The sequence below is a fragment of the Flintibacter hominis genome, from assembly GCF_014287965.1.
In the GTDB taxonomy this organism is placed as follows: domain Bacteria; phylum Bacillota; class Clostridia; order Oscillospirales; family Oscillospiraceae; genus Lawsonibacter; species Lawsonibacter aceti.
The window spans coordinates 153,417-175,495 of sequence record NZ_JACOPO010000005.1 but is presented as its reverse complement, the minus strand read 5'-3'; the positions used below and the strand labels follow the sequence as shown (position 1 = coordinate 175,495).

The window sequence follows — 22,079 nt, the reverse complement described above, 5'->3', positions numbered from 1 at the left end:
CGTACTTTACCATAAATAATAGTATTATCTCCACAATGAGGTGGTACGATGAAGCCATTAAAAAAATCTGTGACAATTACATTAGATGACCCAATACTGGAGCAGACAAAGCGTCTGGCTGAAAGAGAGGACCGCTCTTTGTCCAGCTATATCAATCTGCTCCTGAAGGCCCATCTGGAGCGGATGGAAAAAAACGGGGCTGACGGGGCGAAAAAACCGTAAATTCCCTTGACAACGGGGAAAAACTGTCATACAATACGCTTCAAAGCAAGGACAGAGAATAGTACCCAGCGGCGGGGCTTCAGAGAGAGGATGGCTGGTGAAAATCCTCCAAAGCCGCGAAGGGAAGGCGCCTCTGGAGCGCGGGCAGGAAATGGCCCGCCGGTCCCCCCGCCGTTACCGGGAACGAAGCGCGTGTCAGCCAGACACGAATTCAGGTGGAACCGCGGATATTTGTAACATATTCGCCCTGAGCCCAAAGGGCTCGGGGCGCTTTTTTTGCTCTGGGCCATGAGAAGAACCCATGATCCTGGTAGGGCGGGGGCTTGCCCCCGCCGTTCTATCGGTTCATGTCCTGTGCCGGGGGCGGGGGCAAGCCCCCGCCCTACCGTCTTCTTCTCAACGAAAAAACAAAGAAAAAGGAGCAAGCATCATGAAAAACACCGAAAAGACCATGGAGAAGATCGTCAACCTGTGTAAGGGCCGGGGCTTCATTTTCTCCGGCAGCGAGATCTACGGCGGACTGGCCAACACCTGGGACTACGGCCCCCTGGGTGTGGAGCTGAAAAACAATGTGAAAAAGGCATGGTGGAAGAAGTTCGTTCAGGAGAACCCCTACAACGTGGGCCTGGACGCCGCCATTTTGATGAATCCCCAGGTGTGGGTGGCCTCCGGCCACGTGGGCGGCTTCTCCGACCCCCTGATGGACTGCAAGGAGTGTAAGGAACGCTTCCGCGCCGACAAGGTCATCGAGGATTGGTGCCAGGAGAACAGCTTTGACCTGGGCCACAGCGTGGACGCCATGAGCCAGGCCCAGATGAAGGAGTTTGTGGAGGAGCACAACATCCCCTGCCCCTCCTGCGGCAAGCACAACTGGACCGACATCCGCCAGTTTAACCTGATGTTCAAGACCTTCCAGGGTGTTACCGAGGACGCAAAAAACACCGTCTACCTCCGCCCCGAAACCGCCCAGGGCATCTTTGTCAACTTCCAGAACGTCCAGCGCACCACCCGCCGGAAGCTGCCCTTCGGCGTGTGCCAGGTGGGCAAGTCCTTCCGCAACGAGATCACCCCCGGAAACTTCACCTTCCGTACCCGTGAATTTGAGCAGATGGAGCTGGAGTTCTTCTGCACCCCCGGCACCGAGCTGGAATGGTTCGCCTACTGGAAGGACTTCTGCCATCAGTGGCTGTTGAACCTGGGCATGAGGGATGAGAATTTACGCCTGCGGGACCACGACCCGGAGGAGCTGTCCCACTACTCCAACGCCACCACTGACTTTGAGTTCGTATTCCCCTTCGGCTGGGGCGAGCTGTGGGGCGTGGCCAGCCGGACCAACTTCGACCTGACCGCCCACCAGAACACCTCCGGCAAGGACATGACCTACTTCGACCAGGAGAAGAACGAGCACTATATCCCCTATGTGGTGGAGCCCTCCCTGGGCGCCGACCGGGTGACACTGGCCTTCCTGGTGGACGCCTATGACGAGGAGGTGGTGGATGCCGAGAAGAACGATGTCCGCACTGTCCTGCGCCTCCACCCTGCCCTGGCCCCCTTCAAGTGCGCCGTGCTTCCCCTGTCCAAGAAGCTGGCCGACAAGGGCCGGGAGATCCAGGCCGAGCTGTCCAAGTATTTCATGGTGGACTACGACGACGCCGGCTCCATCGGCAAGCGTTACCGCCGGCAGGACGAGATCGGCACCCCCTACTGCATCACTGTGGACTTCCAGACCGTGGGCAGCGACACCGATGAGGCGGACAACGCCGTTACCATCCGGGACCGGGACACCATGGAGCAGGTCCGTGTTCCCATCAGCGAGCTGAAGGGCTGGCTGGAGGAGAAGCTGGCCTATTAAGCAGACGGCCGCCACCTGCTCCATGCCGCCTGCTGAAGCGGCGGTTTAAAAATTCGACCGCAGGGAGAATTTCCGGAGGGCGGATCCATTCCGTCCGAGGATTTTAATTGCCTTGGGGCCCCACACAAAGCGAGCTTTGTGTGGGAGCGCAGGTCCGTGTTCCCATCAGCGGGCTGAAGGGCTGGCTGGAGGAGAAGCTGGCCTATTGATTTGCCCCTCCGCCCCGCAATCAGGCCCTCCGTGCCGCCCATGACCTCCATGGGCGGCGCTTTCTTTTGCCTCCGGTGGTTGCGGACCGGCCTGGGATACGGTATAATCCATTTGAATAGAAGTGGTACCAACTTGGAGGAGGGGCTTTGTTATGCTGTTGAAGATACTGGCCGTGGGGGATGTGGTGGGCGAGGGAGGCCAGGATATCCTGGCCCGCCGGCTGCGGGAGCTGCGGGAGGACACCGGGGCCCACTTTGCCGTGGTCAATGGGGAGAACGCCTCTGGTGTGGGCATCACCCCCGCCCAGGCCCGGCGGATGCTGGAGGCGGGGGCCGACGTTATCACCCTGGGCAACCACACCTGGAACCGTATCCAGATCGGCGAATTTTTGGACAAGGACCCCCATATCCTCCGTCCGGCCAACTACGCCGGCCGGGTGCCGGGCCGGGGAATGGGGATATACCAGTGCCAGGGCCAGCGCGTCGCTGTCCTGAACCTGATGGGCCGGGTGGAGCTGAACCCCAACCTGGACAGCCCCTTTAAGGCCACCAATTTCCTCCTCCGGGGGCAGGACTACGACCTGGCCCTGGTAGACTTCCACGCCGAGGCCACCAGCGAGAAGGGGGCCATGGCCTGGTATCTGGATGGGAGGGTCCAGGCCGTCTGGGGCACCCACACCCATGTGCCCACCGCCGACTGCCAGATCCTGCCCAAGGGCACGGGCTTTGTCACCGACCTTGGAATGACAGGTCCCAAGCGGTCCGTGCTGGGCATACGGCCGGAGCACTCCATCAATCTGTTCCTGGGAGGACTGCCCCGGCGGTATGAGGAGGCGGAGGGGAACTGCAAGCTCAACGCCTGCCTGTTTACCATCGACACGGAGAAGAAGCGGTGCGTGGAGGTCCGCCGGGCGGACCTGGAGGAATAATCATGATTAGAATAATCCATGGGGCTGACTTCCACCTGGACAGCCCCTTTTCTGGCCTCTCCCCGGACCAGGCGGCACGGCGGCGGGGAGAGCAGAGGGAGCTGCTGGGCCGCATGGCCCAGGCGGCACGGGAGAGGGCGGCCGACCTGGTGCTGCTGGCCGGAGATCTGCTGGACTCGGAGCGGGTCTTTCAGGAGACGGCCCAGGCCCTGGCCCGGGCCCTGGGGGACATCCCCTGCCCGGTGTTCCTCTCTCCGGGAAACCACGATTTCTGGTCCCCCCGGTCGGTGTACGCCACCCTGGACTGGCCGGAAAACGTCCATATTTTCTCCTCCCCACAGATGGAGGCGGTAGAGCTGCCCCAGTTGGGCTGCACGGTCTGGGGCCGGGCCTTTTATGACAGCCGCCAGACAGACAGCCCGCTGGCCGGCTTCCGGGCCCCAGAGGGGAAGGGTGTGCAGATCATGTGCGTCCACGGCGACACGGCGCCCCAGAGCGAGTATGGGCCCCTCTCCCCCGCCGAGATCGAGACCAGCGGCCTGGACTACCTGGCCCTGGGCCATATCCACCAGGGGAGCGGCCTGCGGCGGGCGGGCCGGACCTTCTGGGCCTATCCCGGCTGCCCGGAGGGCCGCGGCTTTGACGAGCTGGGACAGAAGGGCGTGCTCTATGTAGAGCTGGAGGAGGGCCGGGCCCAGGCCCAGCTCCTCCCCCTGGGCCGCCGCCAGTATGAGATTCTGCCGGTGGATGTTACGGGAAAGGAACCGCTGGAGGCCGTACTGGCCGCCCTGCCCCAGGACACCAGCGAGCACATTTACCGCATTGTGCTCACCGGCGAGGGAGAGAGCCCAAATCTGCCGGCGCTGGAGCGGGAACTGGCTCCCCGGTTTTACGGCCTGACCCTCCGGGACCAGACAAGACTGCCCACAGACCTGTGGAAACGGCGGGAGGAGGACACCCTGACTGGCCTCTTTCTCCGGGCCATGTGGACAAAATGTCAAGAGGAGCCGGAGGAGCGGACCTATCAGATGGCCGCCCGGTTCGGCCTGGCCGCCCTGGAGGGCGGGGAGGATGTGTCCCTATGAAGATAAGATCCATGACGGCCACTTTCGGCAAGCTGGACCACGCCCGGCTGGAGCTGGGGGATGGCTTAAATCTGATCTATGCCCCCAACGAGGGGGGCAAATCCACCTGGGCCGCCTTTTGGAAGGCTATGCTCTATGGCATCGATACCCGGGACCGGGATAAAAAGGGGTATTTGGCGGACAAGAACCGGTATCAGCCCTGGTCCGGCGCCCCCATGGAGGGGACTATGGACCTGGAGTGGCAGGGCCGGGACATCACCCTCCGCCGGGGTCCCAAGGGCAGCGCTCCCTTCGGGGCCTTTTCCGCCGTCTACACCGGGACGGAGGAGGCGGTCCCCGGCCTGACTGCCGCCAACTGCGGCGAGCTGCTCACCGGTGTGGGACGGGAGGTCTTTGAGCGGTCGGCCTTCATTGGATCGGGTGGAGATCTGGCGGTTACAGCGGCCCCGGAGCTGGAGCGGCGTATTGCCGCGCTGGTGTCCTCCGGGGAGGAGGACGTGTCCTACTCCCAGACCGAGGGGAGGCTGCGGGAGTGGCTCAACCGCCGAAAGGTCAACCGAAGCGTGGGGCTGATCCCCAGGCTGGAGGGAGAGCTGCGGGAGGTGGACCAGGCCCTGGAGCAGTTGGAGGAGCTGTCCGGCCGCATCGCCCTGCTGGAGGGGGAGCGGACCGCCCTGTCCGCCCGTAGAGACCTGCTGGCCGCCGAGCGGGCGACCCACCGCCGATTGGCCCAGCGAGAGCTGGACCGGCGCTTTGCCCAGGCCAGGGAGGAGCTTGAGGCGGCCAGGAGCCAACTGGCCACCCTGGAGGGGGAGACGGCCAAATACGGCCCGCTGCCCGACAAGGACCTGCTGAAGAAGGCACAGGGAGAGCTGCAATATTTGAAGGTGCTGGACGAGGAACTGCGCCAGGGCGAGGCGGCCCGGAAGGAGGCGGAGGAGGTCTATGTCCAGGCACAGATCGCGGCCCAGGACGACCGCTTTCCTGGCATGACCTGGGAGGAGGGGGTCCAGGCCGTCCAGAAGGCCCTGTCCGACTACAACACCGGTCTGGCCACCGCGCGGGTCAAGGGGATGGCGTCCAAGCTGTTCCCTGCTCTGGGCCTGCTGTTTGCCCTGATTGCCGGTGTGGTCGGCGGGGTCCGGGAGGGACAACTGCTGTCCTATCCCCTCTACGCCGGGGGCTTCATCTTTCTGCTCACCTTGATGGCGGGGTTTGTCAACCACACCGGCCGACGGGCCTGGGAGGACCGGTGCGCCAAGCTGCTGGAGCGGTACCGGGTGCAGTCCCCCCAGGAGCTGGAGGAACTGGCCCAGGACTACCGGCGGCGGTGCCAGGCGGCGGAAGAGGCGGCCCGCCAGGTTCGGACCATCCGGGGAACGTTGAGCGACCGGCAGGCCCGCCGGGACAACAGCCGGACGGACCTGTTGGACTTTGTCCACACTTTCTCCCCCCAGGTCACCGACCTGTTCGGCTGCTCCGCCGCCCTGTCCAGAGGGCTGAATCTGGACCACGAGCTGTCCCTGGCGCGGGAGCGGGTGGAGGAGCGCCGCCGCCGTCTGGATGACTTAGAGGCCCAGGGAGGCGGGCTGCCTGAACCCGTTGGAGAGGCGGAGCCCCCCGCCCGGACACCGGAGGAAACAGAGCGGGCCCTGGCGGAGACGGAGCGCCGGCTGGCCCAGACTGACCAGGACCTGAATCAGGCCCTGGGACAGCGGAAGGCGGTGGGCGATCCGGCGGCCCTGGCTGCCCGTCGGGAGGAGTTGGCAGCACAACTAGACCGCCGACAGGAGGAATATCGTGCCCTGGCTGTTGCGCTGGAGGCACTGAAAGAGGCCAACGCCCAGCTCCAGCAGCGATTCTCCCCGGAGCTGAACCGGCTGTCCGGCCAGTATCTGGCCCGGCTCACCGGGCAGCGGTACCAGTCGGTGGCACTGAACCGGGAGCTGGAGGGTGCTGCCGCCCGGATAGAAGATGTGTCGCCTAGAAACGCGCTGTTCCTGTCCCGAGGGACCGCGGACCAACTGTACCTGTCGGTGCGGCTGGCGGTGTGCGGCCTATGTCTGCCTGAGAAGCCCCCCATCCTGCTGGACGACGCCTTGGCCGCCTTTGACGACAGGCGGATGGTCCTGGCGCTGGAGCTGCTGAAGGAGCTGGCCCGTGAGCAGCAGGTCCTCCTCTTTACCTGCCAGCGCCGGGAAGGGGCTGCCCTGGAGGGGACGTCTGCGGTTACCCGGTTGGAATTATAAGTTGAATTTGGATGGAAAAGCGGCTATAATAGCAGGGCTTCACGGTGATACAGAAGGAGGGATACCCTTTGTCAGAAGAGATGGATCAGTTCCTGGACCAGAAGGACGAGGAGCCCCAGGAGGTGCGGCCTCTGGGGTCGGAGCTGTATGAGTGGCTCCAGATGCTGATGGGCTGTGTCCTGGCCGCGGTGCTGCTGTTTACCTGCTTGGGCCGTCTGACCCGGGTGGATGGAGAGTCTATGAACAACACCCTGCAGCACGGGGAGATGATGCTGGTCTGGTCCCTGGGCTACCAGCCCCAGCAGGGGGATATCGTGGTTGTCAACAAGACCACGGCTGAGTTTTTAGGGGGCAAGGCCATCGTCAAGCGGGTCATCGCCACCGGCGGTCAGACCGTGGATATCGACTATGGCACCAGTACGGTCTATGTGGACGGGGTGGCTCTGGACGAGCCCTATATCAGAGAGCCTATGGGGGTGCCCTATACCCCCTCCGCCTACGACTCCACGGGAGTTCAGACCCACTGGGAGGTGCCTGAGGGCTCTATCTTTGTGATGGGAGATAACCGGAACAAGTCTACCGACAGCCGGGATGCCCGGCTGGGCGCCATCGACGAGGATTATGTGCTGGGCAAGGTGGTGTGCGGCCTGTGGCCCCCTTCCAAGATCGGTCCCCTGTAACGGAATATCGGCTTCAGCCCGTCCGCGCCCGGCGCGGGCGGGCTATTTTTTACGGAAAACCGCCGGCTGCACAGGGATTTGTTGCAATCACAGGGGGATTGGTGTAAAATAACAGGGAACTGTCACGGGTGGAGAGTGGTCTCCTCCCCTCTGACGAAACTGAAATACAGATGCGGGAAAGGAGCGCATAGTATGGACGACAAGGTGAAGGAACTGCTGGATAAGATCCGCGGCACTGCCTCTGTGGCCGCCGACGCCGCCGCCGACACCGCCAGGGTGGCGGGTAAGAAGGCGGGCCAGATGGTGGACGTGGCCAAGCTGAATGTCCAGCTCTTTGATCTGAACGGAGATTTCAACGACATCCTGCGCCGACTGGGCCAGGTGATGTATGACACCCACAGGGGCCAGACCCCTGAGGGAGACCCGGTGACAGAGCTGCTGGCCGAGGCCGATGAGACCGCGGCCAAGGTGGAGGAGGTCAAATCCCGCATCGCCGACCTGCGCCAGTCCCGCAGCTGCCCCACCTGCGGCGCGCCCTGCGGTAAAGGGGACAAGTTCTGCCGCAGCTGCGGCGCCTCTCTGTAAGGAGGGGGCCATGGGCTATACGATGGAGCAATACCGGGCCAGCGCCAAAGCGATCCGGGACCGCCTTGGAGACTTTATCCCCAAGGTGGCCATGGTGTTGGGCTCCGGTCTAGGCTATATGGGGGACGAGGTGGAGGGTGCCGTCGCCATCGACTACTTGGATATTCCCAACTTTAAGGCATCCACCGCGCCGGGACACAAGGGGCGGCTGGTCTTCGGCACTCTGGAGGGGCAGCGGGTGGCGGTCATGCAGGGCCGAACGCACCACTACGAGGGCTACTCCTATGAGGAGGTGTCCTACGCCGTCCGGGTGCTGCGCCTGCTGGGGTGTGACACCCTGATCGCCACCAATGCCGCCGGATGCGTCAACACCAGCTGGCAGGCCGGGGACCTGATGCTCATTACCGACCACATCAAGATGTTTTCCGAGTCTCCCCTCCGGGGGGAAAATCTGCCCGAGTTCGGGGTCCGATTCCCCGACGCCTCCCATCTGTACACCCCCCGCCTCCGGGAGCTGGCCCGCCAGACGGCCCAGGAGCTGGGCATTCCTCTGCGGGAGGGGGTCTACTTCTACTGCTACGGGCCTCAGTATGAGACCCCGGCAGAGGTCCGGGCCGCCCGCGTCCTGGGGGGCGACGCCGTGGGCATGTCCACCGCGCCGGAGGTCATCGTGGCCGGCCACTGTGGCATGGAGGTGCTGGGCCTGACTCTGCTGTCCAATATGGCTGCCGGCATCCTGGACCAGCCTCTCAGCGAGCAGGAGGTGCTGGAGGCCGGCGAGGCGGCCCGTGAAAAGTTCTCCGGTCTGGTGCGGGCGTGTCTGAGGAAGATGTGATCTCTTTGCCCGGCGATGAAAGGTGGCTTTGTCCATGATTACGATCTTCAACCGCGCAGAGCTGTTCCTGACCTATGACCTCAGCCGCTTTAACCAGGTGCGCGACACCCTGGAGGGGGCGGGGCTCGACTATATCTACCGGAGCAAGGATCTGACCAGCCCCACTATGTGGGAGGGGCTGTGCGGCGGCAGCAGCCGGGGCCGCACCGGCACCTTCGGTATGAACGACGGGGCCTGGGTGGAATATAAGCTCTATGTCCGCCGGAAGGATCTGGACTGGGCCAGAGCGATACTGAGAGGGATCTGATATGTCACTGTTGTTGGAACATGTCACCGCTGTGACCATGGACTCGGCCCAGCCGGTCCTGAAAGACGCCTTTGTAGCGGTGGAGGGCACAAAAATCTCCTCGGTGGGTACTGCCCGCCCCCAGGGGGAGTTTGACCGGGTCATTGACGGGACTGGCAAGGTGCTCATGCCCGGCCTGGTCAACGCCCACACTCACGTGGCCATGGCCCTCCTGCGGGGATACGGCGGCGGACACGACCTGTACCACTGGCTGAACGACTATATCTTCCCGGCCGAGGACAAGCTGGATGCCCGATGCGTTGCCGCGGGCACCGCTCTGGGGCTGGCCGAGATGATTGCTAGCGGCACTACCTGTATCGCGGATATGTATATGTACACCGACGCCATCGCCAAAACTGTGCTGGAGGCGGGCATCTCCGCCAATCTGTCCTGCGGCGGGGTCTATTTTGGCGCGCCGGAGGACTTTTCTCCTGACAAGTGCGGCGACTGCCAAAACCAGCTTCGGCTGGTGGAGGAGTGGCATGGCGCCGGTGAGGGGCAGATCCTAGTGGACGCATCCATTCACGCGGAGTATACCTCCTGTCCCTCACTGTGGGAGTGGACGGCTGACTTTGCCCGGAGGCATGGCTTAGGGATGCAGGTCCACATCTCTGAGACCCAGTCAGAGCATGAGAACTGCTGGAAGAAATATGGGAAAACCCCCGTCGCCCTCCTGGACCAATACGGAGTGTGGGAGCGGGGGGGTATCGCCGCCCACTGTGTCTGGGTGTCTGACCAGGATATGGACATCATGGCCCAGAAACACATCACCGCCGTCCACAACCCGGTCTCCAATTTGAAGCTGGCCTCCGGCGTGGCCCGAGTTCCCCAGATGCTAAAGGCCGGGGTCAACGTGGCCCTGGGGACCGACGGGGTGGCCTCCAACAACAGTCACGACCTGTTTGAGGAGATCAAGCTGGCCGCCCTCATCCACAAGGGAGTCGGCCTGGACCCGGAGGCGGTCACGGCCCAACAGGCCCTGGAGATGGCCACGGTCAATGGGGCCAGGGCCCTGGGCCTGGATACCGGAGTCATCGCCCCCGGCAAGACGGCCGACCTGATCCTGGTGGACTTTTCCGCCCCCAACCTGTTCCCCTGTCACGACGCGGTGGAAAACTTGGCCTTTTCTGCCCGAGGTTCCAACGTGGTCATGAATATGGCCAGGGGGAAGGTCATATATGAGAAGGGGGAATTTTTCACCCTGGATCTGGAGAAGATCCGGGCCGAGGTGGAGGGCTACGCCCTGCCCCGAATCTTTGGCATATGAAGCGATACCCACGGAGAGGTGGGAAAGCGGAGCTCTCTCCCCTCTCTGTGCCCAGCATAAAGGAGGCTGCCTATGTCCCAACGAGATACCGCCCCCCGCCGGATCAGCGGTCAGAAACAAAATACCTTTTTTGGCGGAGCGGCCATCCTGGCTGTGGGCATCCTGGTGGTCAAGCTCATCGGTATGTTCTACAAGATCCCCCTGGTCAATATCATTGGGGAGCAGGGGAACACCGACTTTACCAACGCCTATAATATCTATGCGGTCCTGCTGACCATCTCCACTGCCGGCCTGCCTGTGGCCGTGTCCAAGCTGGTCAGCGAGGCCAGTGCCCTGGGTCGCCACAATCAGATGCGCAAGACCTTTCGGGTATCGATGCTCCTGTTTTTGTCCCTGGGTCTGATCTCCTTTTTAGTGATGTATTTCAAGGCCGATACGCTGGCCGCCATGATGAACGACACCAAGGCCGCCGCCGGCATCAAGGCGCTGGCTCCCGCCGTAGTGTGCGTGGGCTGTCTGGCCGCCTTCCGGGGGTATTCCCAGGGACACAGCGACATGGCCCCCACCTCCATCTCCCAGATCATTGAGGCCCTTTGCAAGCTGGTCATCGGCCTGTCCCTGGCCTACTGGCTGATTCAGGCGGGGCAGCCCGCCCATGTGGCCGCTGCCGGCGCTATTACCGGCGTGACGGTGGGTACTGTGGTGGCCCTGGCCTATATGCTGCTCAGCTACGGCTTTGGCCGGGCCCGTGAGCCCCGGCTGTCCCGAGATGTGCCAGACGGCGCGGGCAGTATTTTGAAGGATATCCTGCGCATCGCCATTCCAATCACCCTCAGCTCCTCTATGGTGGGCATCGTTACGGTCATCGACTCCTCGCTGGTCCAGGGGCAGCTTCAGCGGGCACTGGTGGAGGACCCCGCCAGTTGGGCGCTGTATGCCGACTTTGTGGACTTTGGCGCCCTGGAGAACGCACTGAACACATGGAAGGAAACTCTGGCTGCTGGGGCCGCCGCTAACATGGCCTCTTTGACCCAGCAGATGGCCCTGGAGGCCCCGCCGGCCGCTGCCCAAGCCCTGAGCGACGCGGTGCAGGATGTGAGCCGGACCCTCTACGGGAATTATGGCGGGGCGCTGAATATCTATAATTTGCCTACTTCCCTTATGGCTGCCATCACTGCCTCGGTCATCCCAGCCGTTTCTGGCGCGCTGGCCCGCCGGGACCGCCGGGGAAGCGCCAAGATCACTGGCTCCGCTCTACGCATCACCGCCCTTTTGGCTTTCCCAATGGGAGTGGGCCTGTTCGTCATGGGCCAGCCTATCATGCGGCTGCTTTTTACCAAGCTCAACCCGGATCTGGCTGGTCCCCTGCTGTCCACTCTGGGCCTGGCTACTGTCTTTGTGTGTATGATGCTGGTGTGCAACTCCATCCTCCAGGCCCATGGGTTTGTCAACCTGCCCGTGTTGGTCATGGTGCTGGGTGGGGTGCTGAAGATCGTGACCAACTATAACCTGGTGGTCCGGCCCGAAGTCGGTATCTTCGGCGCACCGGCGGGTAATATTCTGTGCTTCGGCCTATGCCTGGCGCTGGACTTGCTTATTATTTCCCGGGTCATCCCCAAGAGGCCCCGGTATCTGCCTATTTTTGTTAAACCGCTGGCAGCTTCCGCTCTGATGGGCGGAGCCGCATGGGTAGTCTACCGTGTGCTGGCCCGGTTGCTCAGTGCGGTCCCCGAGGGGGGGACGGAGGCGGTCCTCAGCAGGATGGGCAACGCTGTGGCCACCTTGGCGGCTATCGGAGTGGCTATGGTGGTCTATCTGGTGCTGGTGGTGGCCCTGCGGGCCATCTCACGGGAGGACCTGTCCCTGATGCCCAAGGGGGATAAGCTGGCCCGGTTGCTCCGGCTGTAAGCGCAAATTCCATAATGTGGCATTATTTCAAAGATTTTAGGTATTTTTCCTGAAAAACTTGAAAATATATAAAATGACTTGATAAGGAAGCGAAATTGTGGTAAATTTTCAGTGTATGGACCACTATTCCATGGAGGACCTTCTCCGCATCATGGAGCTGCTCCGCGCTCCGGAGGGGTGCCCCTGGGACAGAGAGCAGACCCACCAGTCCATCCGGCGCAATATGCTGGAGGAGGCCTATGAGGTGGCCGAAGCCATCGATAACCGGGACACAGCCAACCTGAAGGAAGAGCTGGGCGACGTACTGCTTCAGGTGGTGTTTCATTCCCGCATGGCCCAGGAGGAGGGGCTGTTTACCTTTGACGATGTGGTGGACGGCATCTGCAAGAAGCTGGTATTCCGCCACCCCCATGTCTTTGGCACTGTAGAGGCCGGGGATGCGGACGGCGCTCTTACCGCCTGGGAGAAGCAGAAGCGGGAGGAGAAAGGACAGAAGACCGCCGCTGATTCTCTGGATGGTGTGGCCCGTTCTCTGCCAGCGCTGATGCGGGCGGAGAAAATTCAGGACAAGGCCAAAAAGGCGGGATTCGACTGGCCGGATATCAGTCCGGCGCTGGACAAGCTGTCCGAGGAGCTGGGAGAATTGAAGACGGCCGCGGCCCAGGGCTCCAACGTGGAGGAGGAGCTGGGCGATCTGCTGTTCGCTGCAGTCAAGGTCGGCCGGTTTCTGGGACTGGACAGCGAGCTGGCACTCCACGCGGCCTGTGAAAAATTTATCCGGCGCTTCCGCCGGACAGAAGAGCTGGTCGGGCAGCCGATGACCCAGATGGAGCTATCTGATTTGGAGCGGTTCTGGGCACAGGCAAAGCGGGATAGCGACTCCACTTCGATGACTTAACATCCCCCGGGATTTAAGTATAATCACGGCGGCGGCGCGCTGGCGCTGCCCAAATTCACAGGAGGAGAAAACCACCATGAACAAGACCGAACTTATTGCTGCTGTTGCTGAGAAGGCCGAGCTGTCCAAGAAGGACGCTGAGGCCGCCATTACTGCCACCATCGACGCCATTACTGACTCTTTGAAGAACGGTGAGAAGGTACAGCTGGTCGGCTTTGGATCTTTTGAGGTTAAGGCCCGCGCTGAACGTGTCGGCCGCAACCCCCTGACCAAGGAGACCATTCAGATCCCCGCCTCCAAGACCCCTGTTTTCAAGGCCGGCAAGGCTCTGAAGGATGCTGTGTCCAAGTAAGTTCCGTAAATAGAACGGGGACGCTGTATACAGCGTCCCCGTTTTCCGTAAAGGAGATCATTCTATGCGATTGGACAAATGGTTGAAGGTTTCCCGCCTCATCAAACGCCGCACCGTGGCTAATGAGGCCTGTGACAATGCCCGGGTGGTCGCCAACGGCCGTCCAGTGAAGGCCAGCTATGATGTAAAAGCAGGAGACATCCTGGAGCTCCGCTTTGGAGAGCGCGTTGTCAAGGTAGAGGTGCTGGTGGTGGCCGATAATGTTGGGAAAAGCGACGCGGCGGCTATGTATCGTGAGGTTCTGTAAAGCCTGAGCGGAGAAGGAAAAGGAGGGACCTCTGTGGTCAAAACGCGCATATGGACTGCCGCCCTGGTCCTGGGGCTGTTCCTCTCTCTGCCGGCAGGCTGCCAGGTGGAGGATGTCGAGGAGGAAAGCCGAATCTTTGCCATGGATACGGTCATGACCTTGACCTACCATGGGCAGGACCGAGAGAGCGGACGGGAGGCCCTAGAGGAGGGGGTGGCGGAGGTCTATGAACTGGAGGACCTGCTGTCCGTCACTGCCCCAGACAGCGAGATATCTGCCCTTAATGAAGCGGGACAGGCGTACCTCTCTCCTGACACGGCCCAACTGCTCTCCGCCGCTCTGGAGCTGTGTGCCCTCACCGGGGGGGCGCTGGATATCACAGCCTACCCCGCGGTGGAGGCATGGGGTTTTACCACCGGGGAGTACCGAGTACCCAATCAGGCGGAGCTGGAGGAGTTGGGTGACCATATCGACTATACGCGAGTGAGCCTGGACCAGGAGAGCGCCTCCCTGCCCGATGGGATGAAATTGGATCTGGGGGCTGTGGCCAAGGGATACACGGCTGACCGTCTGGCCAAGCTAGCCCAGGAGCGAGACATCACCTCCGCCCTGCTGGACCTGGGCCAGAGCACCATTTTGGCCCTGGGAGCCAAGCCCGATGGTTCTCCCTGGCGCATTGGAATCCAGGATCCCCAGGGAGAGGGCTATCTGGGCGTTCTGGAGCTGGAGGGGCAGGCCATGGGCACCTCCGGCGGCTATCAGCGGTACTTTGAGAGGGATGGAGTGCGTTACTGGCACATTATTGATCCGGCCACCGCTGCTCCAGCCCGAAGCGGTCTGCTCTCGGTCACAGTAGTATCCCCCTCCGGCCTTGCATGTGACGGCCTGTCCACCGCTCTGTTCGTTATGGGACTGGAGCGGGGGACACAATTTTGGCGGGATTACCCCGAACTGGAGTTTGAGGCCCTCTTTATTCTGGAGGACGGCTCTTTGGCCCTTACCTCTGGGCTAAAGGACAGTTTTACTCTGGCGCAGGGCTATGAGGACCGGGAGGTAGAGGTGCTGTCATGAATAAAAATACCAAGATCATCCTGGCCCTGCTTGGGGCAGCGGTAGTTGCCTCTGCCCTGGCGGTGTTCTTGAAGCAGGAACGCCCCGAGGCCCCTGTGGCTGTTATCACCCAGCATGGACAGGTGCTCCAAAAGATAGAGCTGGACAAGGTGTCCGCGCCCTACTCCTTTGTACTGTCTGACGGAGCGGGCGGCACAAATACGGTACAGGTGGAGCGGGGGCGTATCCGGATCAGTCAGGCCAACTGTCCCGACCAGGTTTGTGTGGACCAGGGCGCCATATCCGACGGTACGGTACCCATCGTCTGCCTGCCCCATCAGCTTATCATCGAGATTACAGGAGGGGGTGGCGGCCTTGACGCGGCCACCGGCTAGGGGGGCCCGCAGGCTTACTCTGCTGGCCCTATTTACCGCTATCGCCCTGACGATTTTTATGGTCGAGGCCCAGATCCCCGTGCCGCTTCCGATTCCAGGAGTGAAGCTGGGGCTGGCCAATATTGTCACCGTGTATGTGATGTTTGTCCTGGGGCCCGGTGATGCCCTGCTGGTGCTGTCCGCCAGGGTTTTCCTGGGCGCGGTGTTCTCCGGACAGATGAGTACATTGTTGTACAGCGCCGGAGGCGGACTGCTGTGCTGGCTGGCCCTATGCCTGCTGAGAAGGGTCCTCTCCAGAGACCAGATCTGGCTGTGCAGTCCTGTGGCTGCCATATTTCACAACCTGGGCCAGCTCCTGGTGGCAGCCGGAGTAATGAAGACCTGGGCGGTTTTGGCCTATCTCCCCTATCTGGTCATGGCCGGCGCGGCGGCCGGTCTGTTTACCGGCCTATGTGCCCAGGTGCTCATCCGACATTTGGAGAAAATACATTAAAAAACTCCCGACACAACGTGTCGGGAGTTTTTTATAAGGTTAACCCACTAGATTGGGCAGTAAGGTAACCGTACCAGGGATATAGGTAATGATGATCAGAACAATGAGCAACACACCCAGCATAGGCAGCAGGTCCTTCATCTGCTCCTTCAAGGAGACTCGGCCAATGGATCCAGCCACAAATAGGCACACACCCAGAGGAGGAGTACACATACCGATAGTCAGGTTTACCGCCATAACCAGGCCAAAGTGAATCAGGTCGATACCCATGGACTGAACCAGGGGCAGGAACAGGGGAGTAAAGATGACCAAGGCGCTGGTGGTGTCGATAAAGGTGCCGGCGATGAGCAATACGATGTTGATGACCAGCAGCAGAACATACTTGTTGCTAATGGTAGCGGACAGGAAGGAGCTAACCATCTGAGGTACCTGGGCCACAGTGATGATCCAAGTAAACAGAGATGCGCAGGCCACCACCAGCAACACCTGGCCGGTGGACTTAGCACAGTCAACGAACAGGCCAAAGAGATCCTTCAGCTTCAGCTCACGATAGACGAAGATGCCCAGGATGAGGGCGTAGGCGCAGGCAATGGCACCGGACTCGGTGGCGGTAAAGACACCGGACAGGATACCGCCAATGATAATAATGGGCATAATCAGAGCCAGAATGGCATCCTTACCGGTGGAAAGAATCTCCTTCATAGAGGCGCGGGTCTCACGGCCGACATAGTGGCGCTTCTTGCCGATGAAATAGCTGAGGATCATCAGTCCAACGCCCATGATGATGCCGGGGATGAAGCCGCCGATAAACAGCTTGCCCACGCTGACGCCAGCCATGGTGCCATAGAGCAGCAGAGGGATAGAGGGGGGGATGATGGGGCCGATGGAGCCGCCGCAGGCAATTAGAGGAGCGGAAAAGGTGTTTTCATAACCCTTTTTCTCCATGATGGGCATCATAATTCCGCCGATTGCCGCGGTAGCCGCAATGGCGGAACCAGTAATGGCGGCGAAGAACATACAGGCTAAAATACTCACCAAGGCCAGGCCGCTGGGCAGGTGGCCAATCAGGGCATCGGCAAAGTCGACAATACGCTTGGAAATGCCGCCCTGTACCATCAGACCGCCAGCCAGGATGAACAGAGGAATAGCGATCAGTGCGGTGCTGTCAGCCCCGGTAAACAGGCGCTGGATGACTACGGTAAGGGGATAACCGCCGGCAACGATGCCACCCAGGGAAACCAGCCCCAGGGAAAAGCAGATAGGAATACCAATGAGGAAGAGAACAAAGAGCAACAGAATATAAATCATTTCTTTTCCTCCTCCTTATTAAAGTTACGGAACTGGCCGATAATATTCTTGATCATGTAGTACAACATCAGCACGGCAGCGCTGGGGATGCTTGCGTAATAAGCGGTCATGGGCAGGGGCAGATAAGAGGTGGTCTGGCGCATACCGCCGATTGCGAACTGATAGCCAATAACAATCAAAAAAACAAAGAAGCCGCACAGAACCAAGTTAATTATTATTTCCACTACCTTCTGGACCTTATTGGGCAGAGAGGTAAGGATTACGTCTACATTCAGATGGTTCTTGTCGCGGACACACCAGGCGGCGCCCCAAAATACTAGATAAGTAAAGGCAAGGCGGAGGATATCCTGGCTCCAGGGTAGGGGGGACTTCAAAACATAGCGGCAGAGGACCTGGGCAAAGGTAACGCCGAAGACGGCGATAGCGCTGACGCCCATGACCAGCCGTGCAAGGAAGTCGACGATTTGGTCAATTACTTTCATATTTTCTCCTTCCCTTAGTACAAAGGAACGTCCGGCGCAGGCTCTGCCTGCGCCGGACATCGTCTTGCAGGCCGATTCCCGAAATAGATCCGGGGAGAGGCTTACTTGTTGGCGTTGAACTCGGCGACCTTGGCCATGACAGCCTCCGTCAGAGAGGGATCGACCAGCTCAGCCACCTCAGGCAGCTTGTACATATCAGCGGTGGCATCCTTGAAGGACTGGATGTCAGGATCCTCGCACACGATGGTGCCGCCGTCCTTGATCTGCTGCAGGTACTCGGCCTCAACAGCGTCAACGGCCGCGCGCTGGGTATCTCTGGCATAGGCAGCAGCCTCGTCCACCCAGGCCTGCTGCTCAGGGGTCATGCCGTTGTACAGATCCAGGTTCATAATGATGCTCTCGGCACCATAGGTGTGGCCGTCCATGCACATATACTTCTGGACCTCACCAAAAGCGGAGGTGGCAATAGAGGCAATGGGGTTTTCCTGGCCGTCCACGGTGCCCTGCTGCAGAGCGGTGTACAGCTCATTAAAAGCGATGGGGGTGGCGATAAAGCCCAGTGCGTCGGCCAGAGCGAACCAGATGGTGGCCTCCTGAACACGGATGGACTGGCCCTTCAGATCAGCGGCGGACTTGATCTCCTTGCCGTTGGTAGTGAAGTGACGGAAGCCCAGCTCACAGAATGCCAGGTGCTTGATGCCCTGCTCCTCGAACAGAGGGGCAAACTCGTCCTGCAGGAAGTTGTCCAGCACATAGTAGGCCTCTTCCTTGGTTTCAAACAGGTAGGGCATAGACAGGACCTGGGTTTCAGGCACCCAGTTGGGCAGAGTGCCGTCAGTGGTCACGACAGTCATCTCCAGAGAACCCATCTGCACGCCCTCAGCGGCCTCACGCTCGCTGCCCAGGGAGGAGTTGGGATACACCTCACCCTTGATCTGGCCGCCGGAGAGCTCCTCGACCTTCTCGGCAAAGGCGCGGGCGGCGATGGTGGACTGGTGATCTTCGTTACCAGTGGTGGCGATCTTCAGGGTGTAGGATTTACCCTCAGAGTTGGTGTTGCTGGCGCCGCTGGAGGTGTTCCCGGCGGAGCTCCCGCCGTTCGTGCTGCCGCAGGCGGCCAGAGAAAGTGTCATGGCGGCGGCCAGGGCGAAACTCAAAATTCTTTTCATTTATCTTTCCTCCTCAGAAATAGCGATTACGTTGTAGTCAGAAGTAATCTTGCGGTTCAAAACTTCGTCCACCATCTCATAACGGAAATTGGTGCCGAAGGTAAACCCATTCAAAAGGGGCACGGTGCCAGAGAAGATGACCACGTTGTCAATGCCGCCTACACGCTCGTCCAGCTCCTTCAGGATGAGGTCGGGGGGCAGGATGTCGGCCAAAGTACCGTCTTGATAGGCGATCTCTTTGCCATCCACAGTCTGATAGGAGCGCAGCTTAATGCCATCCCAATGGTCCTTCATATCCTCATAGTCCCAGACCTGGACGGCAATGGGCTTGGCACAGGCCTGCTTGGACTTGGGAACGCTGGCGCTCTCCAGGGCACGGTCGGTGTGGTCACTGCCCACGCCAATGTAACGCTTGCCGTTTTTGATGATAATGACGTACTCCACCTCACCACAGGTCTTCTCGCCCACAAAGTGCAGGTCCTTCTCCTGAGTCAGGGTGTAGTTGCCACACTGAAAGATGGTGGGGATGCGCTTGGGGGCGGGAACACCCAGCTGCTCCTCCAGCTCCTTGATGTGCTCCATGGTTTTTTCCATGTTGCGTCCGGCATAGCCGATGGCGAAGACACGCTCATAGTTCAGCTCGAGAGCCTCACTGCCATTTGCCTTCTCCAGAGTAAAATTGATTTTGCTCATGTCAATCCTCCGTATCTATGAAGTCAGTTGACTTGATAAAGACCGGGCTGGCGGTCCCTATACACATTGATGCTGCTGCGGATCCCCTTGATGATGTTCAAATCCATGTCGGTGGTCAGAATCATCTCATTAGGGCCGCAGCCGCCGACCAGTTCGCCCCAGGGGTCGTAGACGGCGGAGTAGCCGGCGTTCTTGGTTTCTCCAGCGGTGCCGCAGGAATTGGTGCAGGCTACAAAGCACTGGTTCTCGATGGCCCGTGCCTGGTTCAGCGCCTGCCAATGGAAGCGGCGCAGAGAGGGCCACTGGGCCACGACAAACAATACGTCGATTCCTTGGACGGTAATGGTACGGATTAGCTCCGGGAAGCGGACATCATAGCAGATAATTAAGCCGCAGGGGACGCCATCCAACTCAAACCGGACGGTATGGTCTCCGGACTGAAAGTATTCATGCTCGCCGGAGGGAGAAAACAGGTGCGTCTTATCGTACTCGGCGACGCAGGTTCCCTTGCGGTCAAAGACAAAGGCGGTGTTATAAATCTTGCCATCCCGGACATTAGACACAGAGCCGGCCACGATGTTTACGTTTAGCTCACTAGCCAGACGGGAGAAGGTCTCCTTCACACGGGCGCCGTCCTTGTCGCTGAGTTCTGCCAGGTTCTCCTTGGGGAAGAAGCCTACGTTCCAGGTTTCCGGCAGGGTGATCACATCTGGGTGGCTCTGGGCCGCCTGACGGATCAGCTCTTCCGCGTGGGCGAAATTCTCGTCAGGAGAGGCGAACTTCATATCCATCTGGATCAGACTGACTTTCATATCTCATAACTCCTTTTTGAGAAACTTGAGAACAGTAATTTTGAATTTTGTATACCAAATTCAAAATTCCAACATAGATTTTATACGCAGGGCATTATTTTGTCAAGAATTACGCAGCCTTTCTTGCATGATTGTAGATTTTCACGAAAGAATATTTGCTTTTTTGTATAAAACTATCAACATACGAAGTAAAACACACGACAGGGGTTTGACCTGCCGTGTGTCTGCTGCCATATAAAAAAGATTCAGTCTATAGAGGTGTTATGCTGAACATTACAGTGAGTCTGCTCCATGTGGAGTTTCATGGCCCGGACTGCCTGGTCCGCGTTCCGGCAGCGCAGCGCCTCCAAAATTGCGGCATGTTCTCGAATGGTAGATTGGCGCCGAGGCGCGCCGGACAAAGCCTTGGTAGCGGTGACAAAAATCATATCGTTCAAGTTGCCTAACAGGTCGATTAGGGTATTGTTGCCACTAAGCTCATAGATGCTCTGGTGAAAGAGGCGGTCAAGTTGGGCGAAATCCAGATTGTTTGAGGAGTCCATAGCTGCGACCTGCTGCTGATAGGTCTGTTCAATAGCGGCGAAAGTTTCGTCAGTAATATTTTTGGCCGCGTCTTCCACAGCGGATAACTCCAGAGCTGTACGGACTTTCATTAAATCAGCCAGATATTTTCTACCAAAGCTGCGAATGACCGCCCCTTTGTAAGTTTCAATACTCACCCAGCCGTTGTGTTCCAGCATCTGAATCGCTTCACGGACAGGGGTGCGGCTGACCCCCATAGTCTCGGCCAGCTCTCGCTCGTTCAGTTCTTCTCCAGCCTGATACTTCCCGGAAAGGATATCCTCCTTAATGATCTCATATACTTTATATTTGTAAGGGAGTTGCTTTTCAATCAATGTTTTCATCCTCCAGAAGTAACGTCTTCCTCTTGACGGGCAAGGGTCAGTTCCGCATACTCTTGCCGTCACAGTAAAATATTATACTAGATGGAGGACCTTGTCAAGAAACCGATGCTTTCCTCTTTCCATAGGTACTTTTGTAGAGAATTGTAGTCTTTTATAGAAGCTCAGTAGGGCGGCAACGTGTCGTCTGGGCGGAGCACACTGCCGGCTCATCGTTGCCGACCAGGGAGGTGGGGTCATTGGAGCGCTAAGAGTTCCGGCTCCTCTTTGATCTCGGGAGGGTGTTGGCCGAAGGAACTGCTGCCCGCCTCTATGATCCAGTCAATGCCCCGTCCGGTGGGCTCCAGCCGCAGCAGAGCGTGGGTCCCCTCCAGTTCCCCCTTGGAGTAGGTTAGGGAGATGACGGCGGCTTTATGATAGCGGAAGGGGAGGTTTTCCAGGACCAGAGTGGCCGTTTTGTTGCGGAAGGCGACAGGAAATTCCTCCTGGTGATAAGAGGGAGCAGGGATGACTGTGGTGTTTCCATCCTGATAGGATGGCTGTTCCGGAAGGACTGTAAAGAGGGATACCTGGGTGTCATAGCCCCTAAGCCCGCCATTCTCCGTCAGGGAGAGCGCTAGGTCATAGGTCATGGTTTCGTAGTCAGGCCGGACGGCATACAACACCTGCTGAACGGGGGCAGACGGGGCTTGAGGTGGGTCCAGGATCATGAGGACCCGGTAGCGATAATAAAAATTGAAGCCCAGAGATACTGCCAAAACCACGGAAAGGAGGGCGCACAGGGCGGCCAGCAGGCGGGACCGCCTGCCATGAGACACCTGTTTTGCTTCCGACACCGGCTGTTCTGGCTCCTCTACCCCCAAAAGCTGGTTCAAAGAAACTCCAAAGAGCCTGGCCATGGCGATGAGTTTGTCCACCTCGGGGACCGCCCCGTCCATCTCCCAGCGGGAGATAGCCTGTCGGGAGACACCCAGCCTCTCCCCCAGGCCCTCTTGGGACAGGCCGTGCTGCTTTCGCAACGCCTGAATACGCTGGCCAAGGGTCATGTTCT

General features: G+C 59.7%; 24 protein-coding genes and 1 other annotated feature. Of the genes, 17 read left to right on the top strand and 7 right to left on the bottom strand.

The features are described from left to right. Nucleotides 1–48 precede the first annotated feature (48 nt). From H8S11_RS09365 to H8S11_RS09285, 17 genes are all read left to right on the top strand, one after another. Complete coding sequence (locus H8S11_RS09365; RefSeq protein WP_186852932.1) at nt 49–222, top strand: ribbon-helix-helix domain-containing protein; 174 nt, start codon at nt 49–51, stop codon at nt 220–222. 39 nt (nt 223–261) lie between these two features. Further along, nucleotides 262–475, top strand: a binding site (T-box leader). A gap of 177 nt (nt 476–652) precedes the next feature. After that, nucleotides 653–2,074, top strand: coding sequence for a glycine--tRNA ligase (locus H8S11_RS09360; protein ID WP_147572472.1), 1,422 nt, complete (start codon nt 653–655; stop codon nt 2,072–2,074). A 361-nt stretch (nt 2,075–2,435) separates the two neighbouring features. Beyond that, a complete protein-coding gene (locus H8S11_RS09355) occupies nt 2,436–3,212 on the top strand; it encodes a TIGR00282 family metallophosphoesterase (protein WP_147572471.1) in 777 nt (258 codons plus the stop codon). Nucleotides 3,213–3,214: 2 nt separating this feature from the next. Further along, nucleotides 3,215–4,297, top strand: a complete 1,083-nt coding sequence (locus H8S11_RS09350) for a metallophosphoesterase family protein (RefSeq protein ID WP_186852931.1) — start codon at nt 3,215–3,217, stop codon at nt 4,295–4,297. Beyond that, the gene (locus H8S11_RS09345) at nt 4,294–6,546 is read left to right on the top strand and encodes an ATP-binding protein (protein WP_186852930.1); all 2,253 of its coding nucleotides are present in this window, start codon (nt 4,294–4,296) and stop codon (nt 6,544–6,546) included. Before H8S11_RS09350 ends, H8S11_RS09345 begins: the two co-directional genes overlap by 4 nt. A gap of 68 nt (nt 6,547–6,614) precedes the next feature. Next, nucleotides 6,615–7,226, top strand: coding sequence for a signal peptidase I (gene lepB, locus H8S11_RS09340; protein WP_240286383.1), 612 nt, complete (start codon nt 6,615–6,617; stop codon nt 7,224–7,226). A gap of 192 nt (nt 7,227–7,418) precedes the next feature. Then, the gene (locus H8S11_RS09335) at nt 7,419–7,811 is read left to right on the top strand and encodes a zinc ribbon domain-containing protein (protein WP_186852929.1); all 393 of its coding nucleotides are present in this window, start codon (nt 7,419–7,421) and stop codon (nt 7,809–7,811) included. Between the two features lie 10 nt (nt 7,812–7,821). Beyond that, on the top strand, nt 7,822–8,646 hold the full coding sequence (locus H8S11_RS09330; RefSeq protein WP_186852928.1) for a purine-nucleoside phosphorylase: 825 nt from the start codon (nt 7,822–7,824) through the stop codon (nt 8,644–8,646). A gap of 34 nt (nt 8,647–8,680) precedes the next feature. Beyond that, nucleotides 8,681–8,953, top strand: a complete 273-nt coding sequence (locus H8S11_RS09325) for a hypothetical protein (protein ID WP_186852927.1) — start codon at nt 8,681–8,683, stop codon at nt 8,951–8,953. 1 nt (nt 8,954) lies between these two features. Then, complete coding sequence (locus H8S11_RS09320; protein ID WP_186852926.1) at nt 8,955–10,259, top strand: amidohydrolase; 1,305 nt, start codon at nt 8,955–8,957, stop codon at nt 10,257–10,259. A 72-nt stretch (nt 10,260–10,331) separates the two neighbouring features. Next, nucleotides 10,332–12,167 carry a putative polysaccharide biosynthesis protein gene (locus H8S11_RS09315; protein WP_186852925.1) on the top strand — a complete coding sequence of 612 codons (1,836 nt, stop codon included), beginning with the start codon at nt 10,332–10,334 and terminating at the stop codon, nt 12,165–12,167. A gap of 97 nt (nt 12,168–12,264) precedes the next feature. Continuing rightward, nucleotides 12,265–13,065: a nucleoside triphosphate pyrophosphohydrolase gene (mazG, locus tag H8S11_RS09310; RefSeq protein ID WP_186852924.1), complete on the top strand. Its 801-nt coding sequence runs from the start codon at nt 12,265–12,267 to the stop codon at nt 13,063–13,065. A 76-nt stretch (nt 13,066–13,141) separates the two neighbouring features. Beyond that, the gene (locus H8S11_RS09305) at nt 13,142–13,417 is read left to right on the top strand and encodes an HU family DNA-binding protein (RefSeq protein WP_147572462.1); all 276 of its coding nucleotides are present in this window, start codon (nt 13,142–13,144) and stop codon (nt 13,415–13,417) included. A gap of 64 nt (nt 13,418–13,481) precedes the next feature. Further along, on the top strand, nt 13,482–13,724 hold the full coding sequence (locus tag H8S11_RS09300) for an RNA-binding S4 domain-containing protein (protein WP_147572461.1): 243 nt from the start codon (nt 13,482–13,484) through the stop codon (nt 13,722–13,724). Nucleotides 13,725–13,757: 33 nt separating this feature from the next. Then, entirely contained in the window at nt 13,758–14,795 is a 1,038-nt protein-coding gene (locus H8S11_RS09295) for an FAD:protein FMN transferase (protein WP_366461046.1), read from the top strand. Beyond that, nucleotides 14,792–15,169 carry a NusG domain II-containing protein gene (locus H8S11_RS09290; protein WP_186852923.1) on the top strand — a complete coding sequence of 126 codons (378 nt, stop codon included), beginning with the start codon at nt 14,792–14,794 and terminating at the stop codon, nt 15,167–15,169. Before H8S11_RS09295 ends, H8S11_RS09290 begins: the two co-directional genes overlap by 4 nt. Then, the gene (locus H8S11_RS09285) at nt 15,150–15,662 is read left to right on the top strand and encodes a Gx transporter family protein (RefSeq protein ID WP_240286399.1); all 513 of its coding nucleotides are present in this window, start codon (nt 15,150–15,152) and stop codon (nt 15,660–15,662) included. Before H8S11_RS09290 ends, H8S11_RS09285 begins: the two co-directional genes overlap by 20 nt. A 39-nt stretch (nt 15,663–15,701) precedes the next feature. On the opposite strand, the gene H8S11_RS09280 is transcribed toward H8S11_RS09285, so the two are convergent. The 7 genes from H8S11_RS09280 to H8S11_RS09250 all read right to left on the bottom strand — a co-directional run bounded on the left by H8S11_RS09280 (nt 15,702) and on the right by H8S11_RS09250 (nt 22,074). Next, nucleotides 15,702–16,970, bottom strand: coding sequence for a TRAP transporter large permease (locus H8S11_RS09280; RefSeq protein ID WP_186852922.1), 1,269 nt, complete (start codon nt 16,968–16,970; stop codon nt 15,702–15,704). Next, entirely contained in the window at nt 16,967–17,452 is a 486-nt protein-coding gene (locus H8S11_RS09275) for a TRAP transporter small permease (RefSeq protein ID WP_186852921.1), read from the bottom strand. The genes H8S11_RS09280 and H8S11_RS09275 overlap by 4 nt, the downstream gene beginning before the upstream one ends. 101 nt (nt 17,453–17,553) lie before the next feature. Then, a complete protein-coding gene (dctP, locus tag H8S11_RS09270) occupies nt 17,554–18,621 on the bottom strand; it encodes a TRAP transporter substrate-binding protein DctP (protein WP_186852920.1) in 1,068 nt (355 codons plus the stop codon). Continuing rightward, entirely contained in the window at nt 18,622–19,314 is a 693-nt protein-coding gene (locus H8S11_RS09265) for a DUF2848 family protein (RefSeq protein ID WP_186852919.1), read from the bottom strand. It lies immediately after the preceding gene. Between the two features lie 23 nt (nt 19,315–19,337). Further along, complete coding sequence (locus H8S11_RS09260; RefSeq protein WP_186852918.1) at nt 19,338–20,126, bottom strand: carbon-nitrogen family hydrolase; 789 nt, start codon at nt 20,124–20,126, stop codon at nt 19,338–19,340. A gap of 245 nt (nt 20,127–20,371) precedes the next feature. Next, on the bottom strand, nt 20,372–21,022 hold the full coding sequence (locus H8S11_RS09255; RefSeq protein WP_186852917.1) for a GntR family transcriptional regulator: 651 nt from the start codon (nt 21,020–21,022) through the stop codon (nt 20,372–20,374). Nucleotides 21,023–21,264: 242 nt separating this feature from the next. Continuing rightward, nucleotides 21,265–22,074, bottom strand: coding sequence for a helix-turn-helix domain-containing protein (locus tag H8S11_RS09250; protein WP_186852916.1), 810 nt, complete (start codon nt 22,072–22,074; stop codon nt 21,265–21,267). Between the last annotated feature and the right edge of the window lie 5 nt (nt 22,075–22,079).

Coding starts and splice junctions, on each gene's coding strand:
- H8S11_RS09275 (WP_186852921.1), bottom strand. CDS start 17,452: ATGAAAGTAATTGACCAAATCGTCGACTTCCTTGCACGGCTGGTCATG.
- H8S11_RS09320 (WP_186852926.1), top strand. CDS start 8,955: ATGTCACTGTTGTTGGAACATGTCACCGCTGTGACCATGGACTCGGCC.
- H8S11_RS09360 (WP_147572472.1), top strand. CDS start 653: ATGAAAAACACCGAAAAGACCATGGAGAAGATCGTCAACCTGTGTAAG.
- H8S11_RS09365 (WP_186852932.1), top strand. CDS start 49: ATGAAGCCATTAAAAAAATCTGTGACAATTACATTAGATGACCCAATA.
- H8S11_RS09355 (WP_147572471.1), top strand. CDS start 2,436: ATGCTGTTGAAGATACTGGCCGTGGGGGATGTGGTGGGCGAGGGAGGC.
- H8S11_RS09325 (WP_186852927.1), top strand. CDS start 8,681: ATGATTACGATCTTCAACCGCGCAGAGCTGTTCCTGACCTATGACCTC.
- H8S11_RS09280 (WP_186852922.1), bottom strand. CDS start 16,970: ATGATTTATATTCTGTTGCTCTTTGTTCTCTTCCTCATTGGTATTCCT.
- H8S11_RS09290 (WP_186852923.1), top strand. CDS start 14,792: ATGAATAAAAATACCAAGATCATCCTGGCCCTGCTTGGGGCAGCGGTA.
- H8S11_RS09265 (WP_186852919.1), bottom strand. CDS start 19,314: ATGAGCAAAATCAATTTTACTCTGGAGAAGGCAAATGGCAGTGAGGCT.
- H8S11_RS09300 (WP_147572461.1), top strand. CDS start 13,482: ATGCGATTGGACAAATGGTTGAAGGTTTCCCGCCTCATCAAACGCCGC.
- H8S11_RS09315 (WP_186852925.1), top strand. CDS start 10,332: ATGTCCCAACGAGATACCGCCCCCCGCCGGATCAGCGGTCAGAAACAA.
- H8S11_RS09250 (WP_186852916.1), bottom strand. CDS start 22,074: ATGACCCTTGGCCAGCGTATTCAGGCGTTGCGAAAGCAGCACGGCCTG.
- H8S11_RS09260 (WP_186852918.1), bottom strand. CDS start 20,126: ATGAAAGTCAGTCTGATCCAGATGGATATGAAGTTCGCCTCTCCTGAC.
- H8S11_RS09335 (WP_186852929.1), top strand. CDS start 7,419: ATGGACGACAAGGTGAAGGAACTGCTGGATAAGATCCGCGGCACTGCC.
- H8S11_RS09350 (WP_186852931.1), top strand. CDS start 3,215: ATGATTAGAATAATCCATGGGGCTGACTTCCACCTGGACAGCCCCTTT.
- dctP (WP_186852920.1), bottom strand. CDS start 18,621: ATGAAAAGAATTTTGAGTTTCGCCCTGGCCGCCGCCATGACACTTTCT.
- H8S11_RS09345 (WP_186852930.1), top strand. CDS start 4,294: ATGAAGATAAGATCCATGACGGCCACTTTCGGCAAGCTGGACCACGCC.
- H8S11_RS09330 (WP_186852928.1), top strand. CDS start 7,822: ATGGGCTATACGATGGAGCAATACCGGGCCAGCGCCAAAGCGATCCGG.
- H8S11_RS09305 (WP_147572462.1), top strand. CDS start 13,142: ATGAACAAGACCGAACTTATTGCTGCTGTTGCTGAGAAGGCCGAGCTG.